Origin of the sequence: Vibrio sp. M260118, from assembly GCF_036533755.1 — a bacterium.
In the GTDB taxonomy this organism is placed as follows: domain Bacteria; phylum Pseudomonadota; class Gammaproteobacteria; order Enterobacterales; family Vibrionaceae; genus Vibrio.
Genome location: NZ_JATABG010000037.1, coordinates 1 through 15,186, shown reverse-complemented (window position 1 = coordinate 15,186; position 15,186 = coordinate 1). Strand labels below are relative to the sequence as shown.

At 44.8% G+C, this 15,186-nt stretch carries 12 protein-coding genes; 4 read left to right on the top strand and 8 right to left on the bottom strand.

Features of this window, described 5'->3' with window-relative positions:
- Positions 1 to 119: 119 nt before the first annotated feature.
- Positions 120 to 1,316: an acetate kinase gene (locus QTO00_RS04355; protein WP_331423211.1), complete on the top strand. Its 1,197-nt coding sequence runs from the start codon at positions 120 to 122 to the stop codon at positions 1,314 to 1,316.
- A 119-nt stretch (positions 1,317 to 1,435) separates the two neighbouring features.
- Positions 1,436 to 3,601, top strand: coding sequence for a phosphate acetyltransferase (pta, locus tag QTO00_RS04350; protein WP_331423210.1), 2,166 nt, complete (start codon positions 1,436 to 1,438; stop codon positions 3,599 to 3,601).
- Between the two features lie 85 nt (positions 3,602 to 3,686).
- Here the strand turns inward: pta and QTO00_RS04345 are convergent, their stop codons facing one another.
- The 7 genes from QTO00_RS04345 to QTO00_RS04315 all read right to left on the bottom strand — a co-directional run bounded on the left by QTO00_RS04345 (position 3,687) and on the right by QTO00_RS04315 (position 11,978).
- Entirely contained in the window at positions 3,687 to 4,634 is a 948-nt protein-coding gene (locus QTO00_RS04345) for a glutathione S-transferase family protein (RefSeq protein ID WP_331423209.1), read from the bottom strand.
- Positions 4,635 to 4,810: 176 nt separating this feature from the next.
- Complete coding sequence (gene oppF, locus QTO00_RS04340; RefSeq protein ID WP_331423208.1) at positions 4,811 to 5,803, bottom strand: murein tripeptide/oligopeptide ABC transporter ATP binding protein OppF; 993 nt, start codon at positions 5,801 to 5,803, stop codon at positions 4,811 to 4,813.
- Positions 5,800 to 6,771 carry an ABC transporter ATP-binding protein gene (locus QTO00_RS04335; protein WP_038207100.1) on the bottom strand — a complete coding sequence of 324 codons (972 nt, stop codon included), beginning with the start codon at positions 6,769 to 6,771 and terminating at the stop codon, positions 5,800 to 5,802. Before QTO00_RS04335 ends, oppF begins: the two co-directional genes overlap by 4 nt.
- 46 nt (positions 6,772 to 6,817) lie before the next feature.
- Complete coding sequence (gene oppC, locus QTO00_RS04330; RefSeq protein ID WP_331423206.1) at positions 6,818 to 7,720, bottom strand: oligopeptide ABC transporter permease OppC; 903 nt, start codon at positions 7,718 to 7,720, stop codon at positions 6,818 to 6,820.
- A gap of 15 nt (positions 7,721 to 7,735) precedes the next feature.
- On the bottom strand, positions 7,736 to 8,656 hold the full coding sequence (gene oppB, locus QTO00_RS04325) for an oligopeptide ABC transporter permease OppB (protein WP_331423205.1): 921 nt from the start codon (positions 8,654 to 8,656) through the stop codon (positions 7,736 to 7,738).
- Positions 8,657 to 8,794: 138 nt separating this feature from the next.
- Complete coding sequence (locus QTO00_RS04320) at positions 8,795 to 10,465, bottom strand: ABC transporter substrate-binding protein (RefSeq protein ID WP_331423203.1); 1,671 nt, start codon at positions 10,463 to 10,465, stop codon at positions 8,795 to 8,797.
- A gap of 517 nt (positions 10,466 to 10,982) precedes the next feature.
- Positions 10,983 to 11,978, bottom strand: a complete 996-nt coding sequence (locus QTO00_RS04315; protein ID WP_331423201.1) for a zinc transporter ZntB — start codon at positions 11,976 to 11,978, stop codon at positions 10,983 to 10,985.
- 172 nt (positions 11,979 to 12,150) lie between these two features.
- Here QTO00_RS04315 and QTO00_RS04310 point away from each other — a divergent pair, with 172 nt between their 5' ends.
- Together QTO00_RS04310 and QTO00_RS04305 are read left to right on the top strand one after the other, a co-directional pair.
- Positions 12,151 to 12,546, top strand: coding sequence for a DUF2391 family protein (locus tag QTO00_RS04310; protein ID WP_038207090.1), 396 nt, complete (start codon positions 12,151 to 12,153; stop codon positions 12,544 to 12,546).
- 245 nt (positions 12,547 to 12,791) lie between these two features.
- Positions 12,792 to 14,135 (top strand): magnesium transporter, encoded by a 1,344-nt coding sequence (locus QTO00_RS04305; RefSeq protein WP_331423196.1) that lies wholly within the window; start codon positions 12,792 to 12,794, stop codon positions 14,133 to 14,135.
- An 80-nt stretch (positions 14,136 to 14,215) separates the two neighbouring features.
- Here QTO00_RS04305 and QTO00_RS04300 read toward each other — a convergent pair whose 3' ends face one another.
- A complete protein-coding gene (locus tag QTO00_RS04300) occupies positions 14,216 to 15,058 on the bottom strand; it encodes a LysR substrate-binding domain-containing protein (protein ID WP_331423194.1) in 843 nt (280 codons plus the stop codon).
- Positions 15,059 to 15,186 lie beyond the last annotated feature (128 nt).

The following is a 15,186-nucleotide window of genomic DNA, read 5'->3' as shown; positions in this document are numbered from 1 at the left end:
CTGCTCTCTTTTATACGGAATTAGATGTTTTTTTGACCAAGATTAGTACGCAGCTTTGAGAGCATCGTCTATTCTTGTGATTAATTTTTATCCTAACTGATTATTACAGGTAGTCACTCATGTCAAAGCTAGTTTTAGTTTTAAACTGCGGTAGTTCTTCTCTTAAATTCGCTATTGTTGATGCAGCAAACGGCGACGAGCACCTAACAGGTCTTGCAGAATGTCTGCACCTTCCTGAAGCACGTATCAAGTGGAAACTTGATGGTAAGCATGAAGCACAACTAGGCGAAGGCGCTGCGCACGATGAAGCTCTATCTTTCATTGTTGAAACTATTCTTGCTTCTAAGCCAGAACTTGCAGAGCAACTAAAAGCTGTTGGTCACCGTGTTGTTCACGGCGGCGAGAAATTCACTCAGTCTGCTCTAATCACTGAAGACGTGCTGAAAGGTATCGAAGACTGTGCCACTCTAGCACCTCTTCACAACCCAGCTGCTATCATCGGTATCAAAGCTGCTCAAAAAGCGTTCCCTGGTCTACCAATGTCTGCTGTATTCGATACTGCTTTCCACCAGTCTATGCCAGAAGAAGCGTACCTATACGCACTTCCATACAACCTATACAAAGAGCACGGTATCCGTCGTTACGGCATGCACGGTACTTCTCACCTATTCATCGCTCGCGAAGCGGCTGAGCGTCTAGGTAAGCCAGCTGATGAACTAAACATCATTAACTGTCACCTAGGTAACGGTGCATCTGTATGTGCAATCAAGAACGGTAAATCTGCAGACACTTCTATGGGTCTAACGCCTCTTGAAGGTCTTGTAATGGGTACTCGCTGTGGTGACATCGACCCTGCGATCATCTTCCACCTACACGACGCACTTGGTTACTCTGTTGAGAAAATCAACACTATGCTAACTAAAGAGTCTGGCCTTCAAGGTCTGACTGAAGTGACTTCTGACTGCCGTTTCGTCGAAGACAACTACGGCGACAAAGAAGAAGCGACTCGCGCGATGGACGTATTCTGCCACCGCCTAGCGAAGTACGTTGCTGGTTACACTGCAACTCTAGAAGGCCGTCTAGACGCTATCGTATTCACTGGTGGTATCGGTGAGAACTCTGGCCCGATCCGTGAAATGGTTCTAAACCGCCTAGGCGTATTCGGCATCGAAGTTGACGGTGAAGCTAACCTTAAAGCTCGTTTCGGCGGCGAAGGTACAATCACGACAGCAGACAGCCGTATCCCAGCAATGGTTATCTCTACTAACGAAGAGCTAGTCATCGCTGAAGACACTGCAAAACTAGCAGGTCTTTAATTGACTTAACCGGCTGACAATTGTCAGCCGGTTTTCTTACTAAGGGGCTTAACTCCTCTCCCTTCCTCAAAGGAATGTACAGTTAAGCTTTTCTCCCAATAGCTAAAGGTACTCTACGAATGTCTCGTACTATTATGCTTATCCCTACTAGCGCTGGTGTTGGTCTTACTAGTGTAAGTATGGGTGTTCTGCGCACTATGGAGCGCAAGGGCGTTAAAGTTTCTTTCTACAAGCCAATCTGTCAGCCTCGTTCTGGCGGTGATCAACCAGATCTAACGTCAACTATCGTTGGTACTAACAGCGATGTGAAAATTGGCACGCCAATGATGATGTCTGTTGCTGAAAGCCTAATCGGTAACGACAAAATGGATGAGCTACTAGAAACAGTGGTTGAGCGTTATAACCAAATCAATAAAGATGCGGACGTAACACTCATCGAAGGTCTCGTGCCTACTCGTAAACATCCATTCGCTAACCAAGTAAACGCGGAAATCGCGGCGACGCTTGGTGCAGAAATCGTTCTTGTAGCAACTCCAGGTACTGATAACCCAGCACAGCTAAAAGAGCGCATCGAAGTTGCTTGTTCTAACTTTGGTGGCACTAAAAACAAGAATATCTCAGGTGTTATCATCAACAAGCTGAACGCACCTGTTGACGAAGCTGGCCGTACTCGCCCTGACCTATCTGAAATCTTTGACGATGCAGATAGCGCGAAACAGAACGAAATGAAAGTGATGGAGATCTTCAACACGTCTCCAATCCGCGTTCTTGGTTGTGTGCCTTGGAGCATCGACCTAATCGCGACGCGCGCTATCGACATGGCGAAGCACCTAAACGCGGACATCATCAACGAAGGTGATATCGCGACGCGTCGTATCAAGAGCATCACATTCTGTGCACGTTCTCTACCAAACATGATTGAGCATTTCAAACCAGGTTCTCTGCTTGTTACTTCAGCTGACCGTCCAGACGTTATCGTTGCAGCGGCACTAGCAGCAATGAACGGCGTTGAAATCGGCGCGGTGCTTCTCACTGGCGGTTACGACATCCCAGAAGAGATTGTTGGCCTATGTAAGCCTGCATTCGAATCAGGTCTGCCAATCTTCAAAGCACAAGGTAACACTTGGCAGACGTCTCTAAACCTACAGAGCTTCTCTATCGAAGTGCCTGCAGACGATAAAGAGCGTATCGAGTTCATCAACGAGCACGTTGCTGGTCATATCGACGGTAACTGGATCGAGTCTATGACTGAGGGTACCAAGAAGTCTCGTCGCCTAAGCCCACCAGCATTCCGTTACCAGCTAACGGAATTTGCTCGTAAAGCAGCTAAGCGTATCGTTCTTCCTGAAGGGGATGAGCCACGCACGGTTAAAGCAGCAGCTATCTGTGCTGAGCGCGGCATCGCGGAATGTGTACTTCTAGGTAACCCTGAAGAGATCAAACGTGTTGCAGCACAACAAGGGGTAGAATTAGGTGCTGGCGTAACTATCATCAACTCTGATGAAGTTCGTGAAAACTACGTTGCACGCCTAGTTGAGCTACGTGGTCACAAAGGTATGACTGAAGTTGTTGCTCGTGAGAAGCTACAAGACTCAGTATTCCTAGGCACAATGATGCTAGAGAACGACGAAGTTGACGGCCTAGTTTCTGGTGCGGTTCACACTACTGCGAACACTATCGTTCCTCCGTTCCAAATCATCAAAACAGCACCTGATGCGTCTATCGTATCTTCGGTATTCTTCATGCTGCTGCCAGACCAAGTACTAGTATACGGTGACTGTGCGATCAACCCAGATCCAACCGCTGAACAACTTGCTGAGATCGCTATCCAATCTGCTGACTCTGCAGCAGCGTTCGGTATCGACCCACGCGTAGCTATGATTTCATACTCGACTGGTGAATCTGGTAAAGGTGCAGACGTAGATAAAGTACGTGAAGCAACCAAGCTTGCGAAAGAGAAACGTCCTGATCTAGTCATCGACGGTCCTCTGCAGTACGACGCAGCGATCATGGAAAACGTAGCCGCTTCTAAAGCGCCTAACTCTCCAGTAGCAGGTAAAGCGACAGTATTCGTATTCCCAGACCTAAACACGGGTAACACGACTTACAAAGCGGTACAGCGTTCAGCTGACCTCGTCTCTATCGGTCCAATGCTTCAAGGCATGCGCAAGCCTGTAAACGACCTGTCTCGTGGCGCACTTGTTGACGACATCGTATACACAGTAGCACTTACTGCAATCCAAGCAGACCAAGCAGCACAAGCTGAAGAGAAAGCAGTCAACTAATCTCGTTACATAACGAAGTTAGATACAAAGCCCTAGACATTGTCTAGGGCTTTTTGTCTTCTCAAACTAATACTGACTGAAGTATTTAGTCAATGTTATCCCGCCCATGTGGGCTGTCTAAATCCAAGTCAGGGCCAGTTGGCACAACCTGAGTAGGATTAATGCCAGTGTGGCTATAGTAGTAGTGACGTTTGATGTGATAAAAGTCAGTCGTCTCTTTTATGCCCGGCACCTGATACAACTCTTTCATATAGCCGTTAAGGTTAGCGTAGTCGGCAATGCGCTGTTTATTACACTTAAAATGGCCAACGTATACCGCGTCAAAGCGAATCAAAGTGGTAAACAAACGCCAATCTGCCTCTGTAAGCTTCTCTCCGGTTAGATAGCGGTTTTTCTCAAGGTGTTTATCTAATCGGTCTAAAGACTCGAACAGCTGGTCGTACGCTTCTTCATAGGCCTCTTGCGTGGTGGCAAACCCACAGCGATAAACTCCGTTATTCACGTTCGGGTAAACATACGCATTCCACTCTTCAATTAAATCGCGCTGTGCTTCTGGATAGTAATCATGGGTATTGCCAGTTAGCTGATTAAATTCCGAGTTAAACATACGAATGATTTCTGAAGACTCGTTGCTGACAATGGTGTTGTACTTTTTATCCCACAACACAGGTACAGTAACGCGCCCAGAATAATCCGGTTTGGCTTGAGTGTAGATTTGATGCAAGCGAGTATGACCGAAAAGCGGCTCTGGTAGCCCCATTTGCCACCCCTCACTCATCATGTCAGGGCAAACGACAGTGACATCAACATGAGGTTCAAGGCCTTTTAACTTTCGAAAAATCAGAGTACGGTGCGCCCAAGGACAGGCTAAAGAGACATACAAGTGATAGCGACCTGATTCTGGCTGGAATTTGGTCCCTGGTTTGTTCTCAATCCAGTTTCTAAACCCCGCATCTTCTCGTACAAATTTCCCGTTGTTCGATTTGGTATCATACCAGACATCGTGCCACACACCTTCAACTAACTTGCCCATAGCGCTCTCCTAACCCTTATACTTTGAATGACTTAAGTATAAGTAAATACTCAATATGGTTGGTTAGAGACAGTTGGCTTAGTTGTTCAAATATTTTGAATGGATGCGAGTGCTTCACAAATAAAAAAAGCGCGACCCCAAAAGGATGCCGCGCTTAAGCCCGTCACAGGCTGAAATTATACGCTAACGTGTAAACATGAAACTGCGTGAACGTCGCTACCTTCAATAGTCGGCTTAGTCTGCGCACACGCCTCTGTTGCTTGTGGACAACGAGTACGGAAAACACAACCAGAAGGTGGATTGATCGGTGAAGGAAGGTCACCTTCAAGCATTTCGATCTGCTTGTTACGCTCTAGCTTCGGATCTGGAATTGGTACAGCTGACATCAGTGCACGCGTATATGGGTGTTTAGGGTCTGCAAACAGTGCATCTGCCTCACCTAACTCAACCGCGTTACCTAAGTACATCACCAACACGCGGTCAGAGATGTGCTTAACCACTGATAAATCATGCGCAATGAATACCAGTGAAAGACCTAGCTCTTTTTGTAGCTCTTTCAGCAGGTTAACCACCTGTGCTTGGATAGATACGTCAAGTGCTGATACTGGCTCATCACAGATGATCATCTTCGGCTTGAGAATCAGCGCGCGTGCGATACCGATACGCTGACATTGACCGCCTGAAAACTCATGAGGGTAACGGTTGATAACGTTAGGTAGCAGACCTACTTTCGCCATCATCTCTTTAACGCGAGTTTTCACTTCGTCTTTAGACAACTGTGGGTAGAATGTCTCTAGAGGCTCAGCAATGATGTCACCAACCGTCATACGCGGGTTAAGCGATGCCAGCGGGTCTTGGAAAATCATCTGAATCTCTTTACGAGTTTCACGGCGCTGAACTTCTTGCATCTTAGTCAAGTCTTGACCAAGCCACATTACGTCGCCGTCTGTCGCTTCAACTAGGCCGATAATTGCACGGGCGAAAGTCGACTTACCACAACCTGACTCCCCTACTACCCCAAGCGTTTCACCTTCGTAAAGACGAACATCAACACCATCAACTGCTTTTAAGTTTGCAGGCTTAGACCATGGCCACGCCGATTTAGACGCAATACTAAAGTGAACTTTCAGATCTTTAACATCTAGAATTAGCTTCTTATCGATAGTCATTTTTTCCAAGCCTCCCATTCAGAAAAACATGCACGCTGACGGCCATCACCAAATGGCGTTAAGATCGGCGCTTCTTGTTTACAACGATCCATTACACGATGGCAACGTTCCTGATAAGGACAGCCAGGTGGCAGACGAAGTAAGTTAGGCGGGTTACCTGGAATGGTAGGTAGAATCTCACCTTCAGTATCCAGACGCGGAATTGCTTTAAGTAGGCCTTCTGCGTATGGGTGGCTAGGATTGTAGAAAATCTCGTCGACAGTGCCGTATTCCATTGTACGACCCGCGTACATAACCAACACTTTGTCACATGAGCCAGCAACTACACCAAGGTCGTGGGTGATCATGATGATTGCCGTATTGAACTCAGACTTAAGCTCGTTCAGTAGGTCCATAATCTGCGCTTGAACAGTTACGTCCAACGCCGTGGTTGGTTCGTCTGCGATCAGCAATTTAGGACGACATAGCAGCGCCATCGCGATCATTACACGTTGACGCATACCGCCTGAGAACTCATGCGGGTACATAGTGATACGCTTACGAGCTTCAGGGATTTTAACCGCTTCAAGCATGCGCACCGACTCTTCAAATGCTTCCGCTTTGCCCATGCCTTTGTGGAGCATTAACACTTCCATTAGCTGATCGCTTACCTTCATGTACGGGTTAAGCGACGTCATTGGGTCTTGGAAGATCATTGCGATCTGTTCAGCACGCACCTTGTTAAGGGCTTTTTCTGGAAGGTTGAGGATCTCGTTACCTTCGAATTTTGCACTACCTGAGATGATACCGTTCTTAGCCAGTAGTCCCATGATTGCAAATACAGTTTGTGACTTACCTGAACCAGATTCACCTACGATACCTAGAGTCTCGCCTTGGTTCAGAGAAAAGTTTAAATCGTTTACTGCGGTGACAATACCATCTTGAGTGGTAAATTCTACGCGCAGATCTTTGACATCTAATAAGCTCATCATTGCTTCCTTAATCTTATCTAGATTTTTAATTATTGCTTTCTAGTTATCTGTCTTTTGGATCAAGCGCGTCGCGCAGACCGTCACCAACGTAGTTGAAGCAGAATAGCGTCACAACCATGAATGCAGCAGGGAATGCCAACTGCCAGATTGCAACTTCCATTGTCTGTGCACCTTCTTGTAGAAGTGCGCCCCAACTTGTCATCGGCTCTTGAACACCAAGACCAAGGAATGAAAGGAATGACTCAGTTAGAATCATGCTTGGGATAAGAAGCGTTGAGTAAACCGCAACAATACCCAGTACGTTCGGTACGATGTGACGAGTGATGATTTTCCACTTGCTCACACCACAAACGTGCGCCGCTTCGATGAACTCTTTGCTGCGAAGGCTAAGTGTTTGGCCACGTACAATACGCGCCATATCTAGCCATGCAATCGCACCGATAGCGACGAAGATAAGGATGATATTACGACCAAAGAATGTTACCAGTACGATAACTAGGAACATAAATGGTACTGCATAAAGGATCTCTAGGATACGCATCATAATACGGTCAACTTTACCGCCGATGAAGCCAGAAGCCGCACCGTAAAGCGTACCGATCAATACAGCGACGAATGCGCCCATCACACCAACCATGAGTGAGATTCGGCCACCGATAAGTGTACGAACGTACAAGTCACGACCTAAGCTATCGGTACCAAACCAGTGCTCAGCGTTAGGACCAACGTGCATTGCGTACCAGTCAGTATCATCGTAAGTAAATGGCGCAATCATAGGTAATACGATTACCGCTAGCGTCATCAAGAATAAGATAAATAGGCTCACCATTGCCGCTTTGTTGCGCATGAAGCGGATGCGAGCGTCTTGCCATAGACTACGACCTTCAATCTCTAAATTTTCAGAGAACTTCTCAATCGCGTCTAGGTTTTCTTTTTTCGTTAACATAACCAAACGTCCCTGTTAGTAGCGAATTTTCGGGTCAATCATTGCAAGTAGAATATCTACAATCGCGTTGAATAGGATAAATAGGAAACCAATCAGAATGGTTACCCCCATTACAAGCGAGTAGTCACGGTTAAATGCAGCGTTAACGAACAGCTTACCGATGCCCGGTAGACCAAAGATAGTTTCGATAACAACAGAACCGGTGATGATACCTACGAACGCTGGGCCCATGTAAGAAACAACAGGAAGAAGCGCTGGCTTAAGTGCATGTTTAATAATGATGTAACGGTAACTTAGCCCTTTCGCACGTGCAGTACGGATAAAGTTACTGTTGAGTGTTTCAATCATCGAACCACGTGTGATACGCGCAAATGTCGCTACATAGAGCAAAGACATACCAATAACTGGAAGCACTAAATACTTCGCACTACCGTCATGCCAACCACCTGCCGGGAACAGATTCCAATGCAATGAGAACAGATAGATAAGCGCTGGTGCCAATACAAATGACGGCATTACCACACCTAACATGGCCGTTGACATTATGGTGTAATCGACCCAGGTATTCTGCTTCAAGGCGGCAATAGTTCCGACCGTGACCCCCATAATGACCGTAAAGATAAACGCGATAAAGCCTACTTTCGCCGACACTGGCAGTGCCACCGAAATCAGTTCATTTACCGAGTAATCAAGGTACTTAAATGAAGGACCAAAATCACCTTGGATGACGTTCGTCAAATAGGTAGTGTATTGCTCGAATACCGGCTTATCTAGCCCGTACTTAGCTTCGATGTTCGCCATAACTTCTGGCGGAAGTGGACGTTCGCTCGAGAATGGGTTACCTGGAGCAAAACGCATGAGAAAGAAAGATACGGTGATCAATACCAACATAGTTGGGATCGCCTCAAATATCCTTTTAGCGATGAATTTAAGCATAAACTCACTCTTTCAGTCTGTGACAATTAAAAATAAACAAAGAATCAATCAAATTTCTACGAATTTAGATTGTATAGAGGCACTGCATGTAATTTCTCACATGCAGGCCAATATTTTATAGTTCTATCAGTTCAAGGATTACTTGATGATGTATAGATCTTTAGAATAGATCTTCTCTTCTGGGTTGTTTGCTGGGAAGCCGCCAACCTTAGGAGAAAGTAGACGTGATTTCACGTACTGGTAGATAGGTGCGATAGGCATATCATTCGCTAGTAGCTTCTCAGCTTCTAGGTAAAGCGCTTGACGCTCTTCTTCAGAAGTCGCGGCGATTGCTTTATTCATGATTTCATCGTAAGCCTTGCTGTCATAGTGAATACCACCTGTTGTGTTGGTGCTCTTCATTAGCGTTAGGAACGATGAAGCTTCGTTGTAATCACCACACCAACCGGCACGTGCAACTTCGAAGTCGCCTGAATCTTTACTTGATAGATAAGTTTTCCACTCTTGGTTCTCTAGAGTAACGTCTAGGCCAAGTGTCTTCTTCCACATTGAACCCAGTGCAACAGCAACTTTCTTGTGGTTCTCAGATGTGTTGTAAAGAAGGTTAAATTTCAGTGGGTTATCTGAACCAAAACCTGCTTCTTCTAGAAGACGTTTCGCTTCTGCATCACGCTCAGCTTGAGTCATTTGACCGTACGCTGGCATTTCTGGGTTGAAGCCTGCAGTGATCTCAGGAGTTAGGAAGTAAGCTGGTTTTTGACCTTGCGCTAGGATAGCGTCAGTTACGATGTTACGGTCGATAGCGTAAGAGATTGCTTTACGTACGCGAACGTCATCGAAAGGTGCTTTCTTAGTGTTGAAGATGTAGTAGTAAGTACATAGGTTACCAGTAACTGATACTTCTTCTGGGTGCTCTTTCTTAAGACGCTTGAAGTGCTCTACAGGTAGCTCGTTTGTGAAGTCGATTTCCCCCGCTAGGAAGCGGTTCATCTCTGCTACCTGGTTTTCAATCGGTAGGAAAGTCACTTTGTTTAGCTTAGTGTTCGCGTTGTCCCAGTACTGTTCGTTACGCTTAAGAGCCAAACGCTCGTTTACTACCCAGTTGTCTACAACGAATGCACCGTTACCAACGAAGTTCTCTGGTTTAGTCCACTGGTCGCCGAACTTCTCAACTGTCGCTTGGTGTACAGGCTTAACTGTCGTGTGGCCCATCATCATTACGAAGTAAGGTACTGCTGCATCTAGTTCAACAACTAGAGTGTGATCATCTACAGCTTTAACGCCTAGCTCGCTCTTGTCTGTCTTACCCGCAATGATGTCTTTTGCATTCTTCATCTTGGTGTATTCCATGTACCAAGAGTATGGAGATGCTGTGTTTGGATCTACTGCGCGTTGGAAAGAGTATACGAAGTCGCCTGCTGTTACAGGATCGCCGTTAGACCATTTAGCATCTTTGCGTAGGTGGAAAGTGAACGTTTTGTTGTCTGCTGTTTCCCAAGACTCTGCAACACCCGGGATAGTGTTACCATTTTCGTCTTGGTTTACTAGGCCTTCTAGAAGGTCACGAATAACGTGAGACTCTGGAACACCTTGTGATTTATGAGGGTCAATTGTTGCTACTTCTGTACCGTTACCACGAACGAGTTCTTGTACATCAGCAAGTTCAACTGTTTGAGAATCCGATTTAGCTTCAGGAGCAGGTGCTGGCTGAGCAGCTTGTTTTTCTTCTGGTTTGTCGCCACAACCAGTTAAAGCTAAAGAAAGGCCCGCGCCTACCAATAGAGCGCGTGTGATTTTGTTCTTATACATGCGTAAAACTCCAAGTTTTTTATTTGCATCCATGACTTCTTTGTATGGCACTAGAACGGACAGTGATTTAGAACTGCTTAGCCTAAATTTTAAGCACAAAAACCTAAATCCACACAAAGATTGCGGCACACAGTATCAATCATCGAAGTAATTTGCCATAAAAATGTAGCAAAAAATCGTATAATTTTGCGATAGCATCAATGAAACAGTTAATATCACTAGTAAAAATAAAATACTCAGTTAATTAACATGAGATCCGTCCAGACAGTAGACCTAAGTGCCACATTGTCTGATAAGACGCCATTTGTTAGCATCTTATGCTAGACATTGTGCTAAAAATTAACAAAAGTAATGTAATTTAGCTAACAGTTAACTAGATTCAACTCCGCTTAAAACAGGTTATGTGACCTCTATCACCTAGATGCACAATCATAGTTATCAGCGCCCTAAAATGACGCACAGCCCCTCTACTCAAACGCACTAATTAACGTTATCACCTAGTCTTTCGCTATAGTAATTAGAACCATTTTTTTAAATAGAAATACGCGCCCAGCAACCCAGTACAGCCAACGCAGATACCGACAACAAGCCAAAACGCCATCTGATTTTCGAGCCCTGGCATCCCTCCAACGTTCACGCCCATTAACCCAGTAAAAAAGCCTAAAGGTAGGAAGATTGCAGCAACGACGGTGAGGACATAACTGCGATTATTGAGCTGTTCTGATATCCGACTAATTAGCTCCTCTTTCACCATTGTGGCTCGCTCTTTGATAGCATCAATGTCTTCAACATAACGCACTTGTCGGTCGGCGATGCTACGTAACGTGAGACGGTCAATGTCATTGAGCCAACTCAGAGGCTCAGATACCAGTTTATTTAGCGCTTCTCTTTGTGGCGCTATGTAGCGGCGAAGACCTATACATTGCTGTCTAATCTCAAGCAATGTAGAGCGAAGCTCGTTCGGTTCGGCATCGAAGAGCGCTTCTTCAATTTCTGAAACCTTGTCCTCCAATACATTTATCGTATCATTCATCCGCGCAATAACACGTTCCACCCAGCAAACCATTAGCTCGCTGACGGACAACGGGCCTGTATGATTGTCTAAGGATTCTAAAATATCTTGGGTTGATAGCAACATTCTTCTTCGCGTACTAATTAGCACTTTACCATTGGTCCATATTCTGAGTGACACCATATCTTCCGGGTCCGCGCCTTCATTAAGGTTCACCCCTCTTAAGATCAGAAGCAGGTTACTGCCCCTTGTGAGAACATGGGGACGATGATCTTGATTAAGCAAACCGTCAGCCGCAATTTCGTTTAAGCCACTGCAGTGCCGGATCCAGTCTTGAGCTTCTGCGTCGCTATAGTCAAAATGCAGCCATAAACCATGCTGATTGCTATCTAATTCATTAACCTGGGCCCAGGTCAGTTGGTCGCTGCCGCCACTGCCATTCAACAACAAGGCATGAATCAATCCACTCGGTTCTTTTTCTGAATAGCCAAATTGAGACATCTACTTCCTCACATAATTTAGATACGATTTGCTTTCAGTAGAAGATGAAAAAAGATCCATCAACTAACCTATACTAAACATAGTCACTAAGGTTAATCTGTGCTTTAAAAACAGCCAAGTCAATCAATAATTTATCTACCACTGAAGGGATTAGATAAGCATAGGAGTCATTGTGTCAAAAAGCTTCAATCTAGAAGATGCCGGGCAAATATTCGTTGGGGCATTTGCGCTTGCCGTACCGATTTCTTTTTCAGAAGAAGCGTGGCAACTTGGTGAACACTTACCTATCGCAAATCTAGCTTTGCTACTTGCCCTATCGTGCCTGTTTCTATCCGTTTACACCTTCGAAAGCGTTTACCAAAGGCAGGTCGCTGGTCGAGTAACAGAGTTTATACTTCGTATTGTTACTGCGTATTTTCTTACTGCGATGGTCGTCGCGTTAGTCCTATTGTGCATTGATAAACTCCCGCTTTACGACTCACCACTCATCGCTATAAAGCGAGTAATCGTTATAGCAATGCCTGCATCCATGGGCGCGATCGTGGTCGATAGTTTCGACAAGGAGTGAGTGACCATAAACGTGGATGAATCGAGCTATTCAATCACCCGACGGGCGTACGTGATTACTCGAACCAAGACTTGCGGTATAACCTCTACCTGTTATGAGCTTAACAACGATATAACCGGACAAACCGTAAGACACTTTAATGCCTTTATAAAACAATTGTTATTTCGCTTATCGTCATGTTAACTTCCTGATACCAATGATGTTACCAAGAATATCTGAATGGCAGAGAATTTTAGGATCCCCTTATGAAAGAGATCACCCCTACCCCAGACGTTGAAAATAGACCTGAATTACTCGCTGCTTTCATAACGGCTATTGAGACGAATAGTGATCTTGGCTTTCTTCATGACTGCAACGATGCAGAAATCGCGAGTCTACTCGAGTCGGTCAACGTTCCTCAACGTATAGAGATAATAGAGGAGATCTCTGCCACTCGGTATTGGGCGATACTCGACTACCTCCAATTTGAAACAGCAAAACACATTCACCTAGCTTTGGATGAACAATTTGCACAAGAAAGACTTGGCTTTGTTACGGAAAATGAGGTGATCAACTTTGCTGAGTTTTTGCCTAGCGAGTTTGTCGATGAGTTTTTGCTAACCCAAAGTACCGCCACTGTTGCTCATATTAAGCAAGCACTCTCCTTCGAAGATAATGAAGTAGGACGTTATGCTGAATCATGCTTCTTAGTTGCAAACGCGCATAACAGTGTGGGGAAAATAAAAGACGAACTGAAAAAGCATACTGAAAATCCGATTAGAATAATTGTAGTCAAAGACTCAACAGGAATAATCGGAGTTATACCATCGGATACTTTGCTGCTTAATGAAAATGGCGTAAAGCTGAAATCAATCGCAGTATTCTCTCCTATTCTAGATGGCAACCAAGAGATCAACGAGGTAAGTAATCAGCTATCCATTGATGGTACTACCTTATGGTTTCCCGTCGTTTCACAAGGTGCTGTTGTGGGGGTTATCTCCATGTCAACCATCGCATTAACTTTACGTGAAAACAGCCTTCAGGCAGTCGTACAAGAAAACGTAAAAAGTGAGGAAGATTTGTTTACTCCTTTAACCGTAGCTGCAAGATTAAGAGCGCTTTGGTTAGTGATAAACTTACTCACTGCATTTGTCGCCTCTGCTATCATCGGAGTTTTTGACAATGTCGTTGAACAGGTCGTCGCTTTGGCGATACTAATGCCTGTAGTAGCGAGTATGGGTGGTATAGCGGGCAGTCAAACGCTAGCAGTTGCGCTGCGTGGTATTGCCTTAAATCACCTACATCAAAGCAACCTTAAATTACTCGTCAACAAAGAACTAAAGATTGCGGCGATAAATGGAATCATAATGGCCGCTGTGATTGGTTTCGTTGTCTATCTTGTTTTTCAGTCACCTGCGCTGGGAGTTATCATTGGCTGTGCTATCGTCGTCAACAGTTTGGCCGCAGCCGCATCGGGCACCTTGATACCATTCACGCTCAAAAAACTTAACATTGATCCGGCAGTCGCTGGCTCAGTGGTTCTAACGACCGTAACAGACGTAGTCGGCTTTTTAGTCTTTTTAGGATTAGGGGCAATATTCTTGGTTTAGACCAAGATAAACACAAGTGAATATTTGCGATTGGCATCAGTTGATAAATAAAAACGAACAACTCTAATGGAAATCAGGACCTATCTAATACTGTAAGGAAACAACATTAAGGAGTCCTCAATTAACTCTTTTTTGTGGCTGTTTGCTAAGTAGATTGCATGGATATTACGATGAAATGTTGGTGCATCCGGTACCATATGTAACTGCTTACGTCGCATTTGTGTAAAACACATTTGGCGAGGTAGATAAGCCGCGCCTCCCGCTTCTAGGATAAATGACATCGCGGTATTGGGCTGACTCATATGGTGTATCGGCGACAAGCTCTGACCAAAATGATTAAGGAACATCGCGTTGATAGTGTCGCCGTAGTCAACCATAACGAAGTTATTGATTTCTGATATATGTTTAATCGGTTCTGTCCCAACAAGTACTAAAGGGACCGTACACAGTTTTTTAGACACCAGTTCCTCAGTATATGGTGGCTCAAAAAGAAACGCGATATCCAAGATTCTGTTTAATATGCGCTTTCGTAACTCTACAGAAGAGTATGCATGTGTATACAGCTGAACGTCGTCGATATTTCTGTGAAGCTTTTGCAACCAATCATGAAGCACCATATCCCAGATAGACATCATTGCACCAATAAATAGTTGTGATCCATCGCTGTCAACGACACCAACCTCTTGCTTTAGCTTATGCCACATCGCCATCAAATCATTGGCATGCTTAACTAACTTATCCCCTTCCGCCGTTAGCTTTAGGCGTTTATTTGAACGATCGAAAAGTAGAACACCCAATTCTTCTTCCAATTGTTTGATTCGAGAACTTACCGCAGCCTGAGTGATATGTAAGTTTTGAGCAGACATGCGTACATGCAACGTATGGCTCACATCGAGAAAGGTTTTTAGCAGCTCAATCTTCATTGTTTTGATAATTAATTTTTAACAACATATTCAAAATATATAGTTTTATTTATCTAACAACAACTACTACATTTTCCTTGCAAACATCACAGGGGAATAACAATGAAAATCGCAATTTTGTCACGCAA

Excerpts from the sequence above, each read along its gene's own strand:
- QTO00_RS04355 (WP_331423211.1), top strand. The coding sequence starts at position 120 with ATGTCAAAGCTAGTTTTAGTTTTAAACTGCGGTAGTTCTTCTCTTAAA.
- pta (WP_331423210.1), top strand. The coding sequence starts at position 1,436 with ATGTCTCGTACTATTATGCTTATCCCTACTAGCGCTGGTGTTGGTCTT.
- QTO00_RS04345 (WP_331423209.1), bottom strand. The coding sequence starts at position 4,634 with ATGGGCAAGTTAGTTGAAGGTGTGTGGCACGATGTCTGGTATGATACC.
- oppF (WP_331423208.1), bottom strand. The coding sequence starts at position 5,803 with ATGACTATCGATAAGAAGCTAATTCTAGATGTTAAAGATCTGAAAGTT.
- QTO00_RS04335 (WP_038207100.1), bottom strand. The coding sequence starts at position 6,771 with ATGAGCTTATTAGATGTCAAAGATCTGCGCGTAGAATTTACCACTCAA.
- oppC (WP_331423206.1), bottom strand. The coding sequence starts at position 7,720 with ATGTTAACGAAAAAAGAAAACCTAGACGCGATTGAGAAGTTCTCTGAA.
- oppB (WP_331423205.1), bottom strand. The coding sequence starts at position 8,656 with ATGCTTAAATTCATCGCTAAAAGGATATTTGAGGCGATCCCAACTATG.
- QTO00_RS04320 (WP_331423203.1), bottom strand. The coding sequence starts at position 10,465 with ATGTATAAGAACAAAATCACACGCGCTCTATTGGTAGGCGCGGGCCTT.
- QTO00_RS04315 (WP_331423201.1), bottom strand. The coding sequence starts at position 11,978 with ATGTCTCAATTTGGCTATTCAGAAAAAGAACCGAGTGGATTGATTCAT.
- QTO00_RS04305 (WP_331423196.1), top strand. The coding sequence starts at position 12,792 with ATGAAAGAGATCACCCCTACCCCAGACGTTGAAAATAGACCTGAATTA.
- QTO00_RS04300 (WP_331423194.1), bottom strand. The coding sequence starts at position 15,058 with ATGAAGATTGAGCTGCTAAAAACCTTTCTCGATGTGAGCCATACGTTG.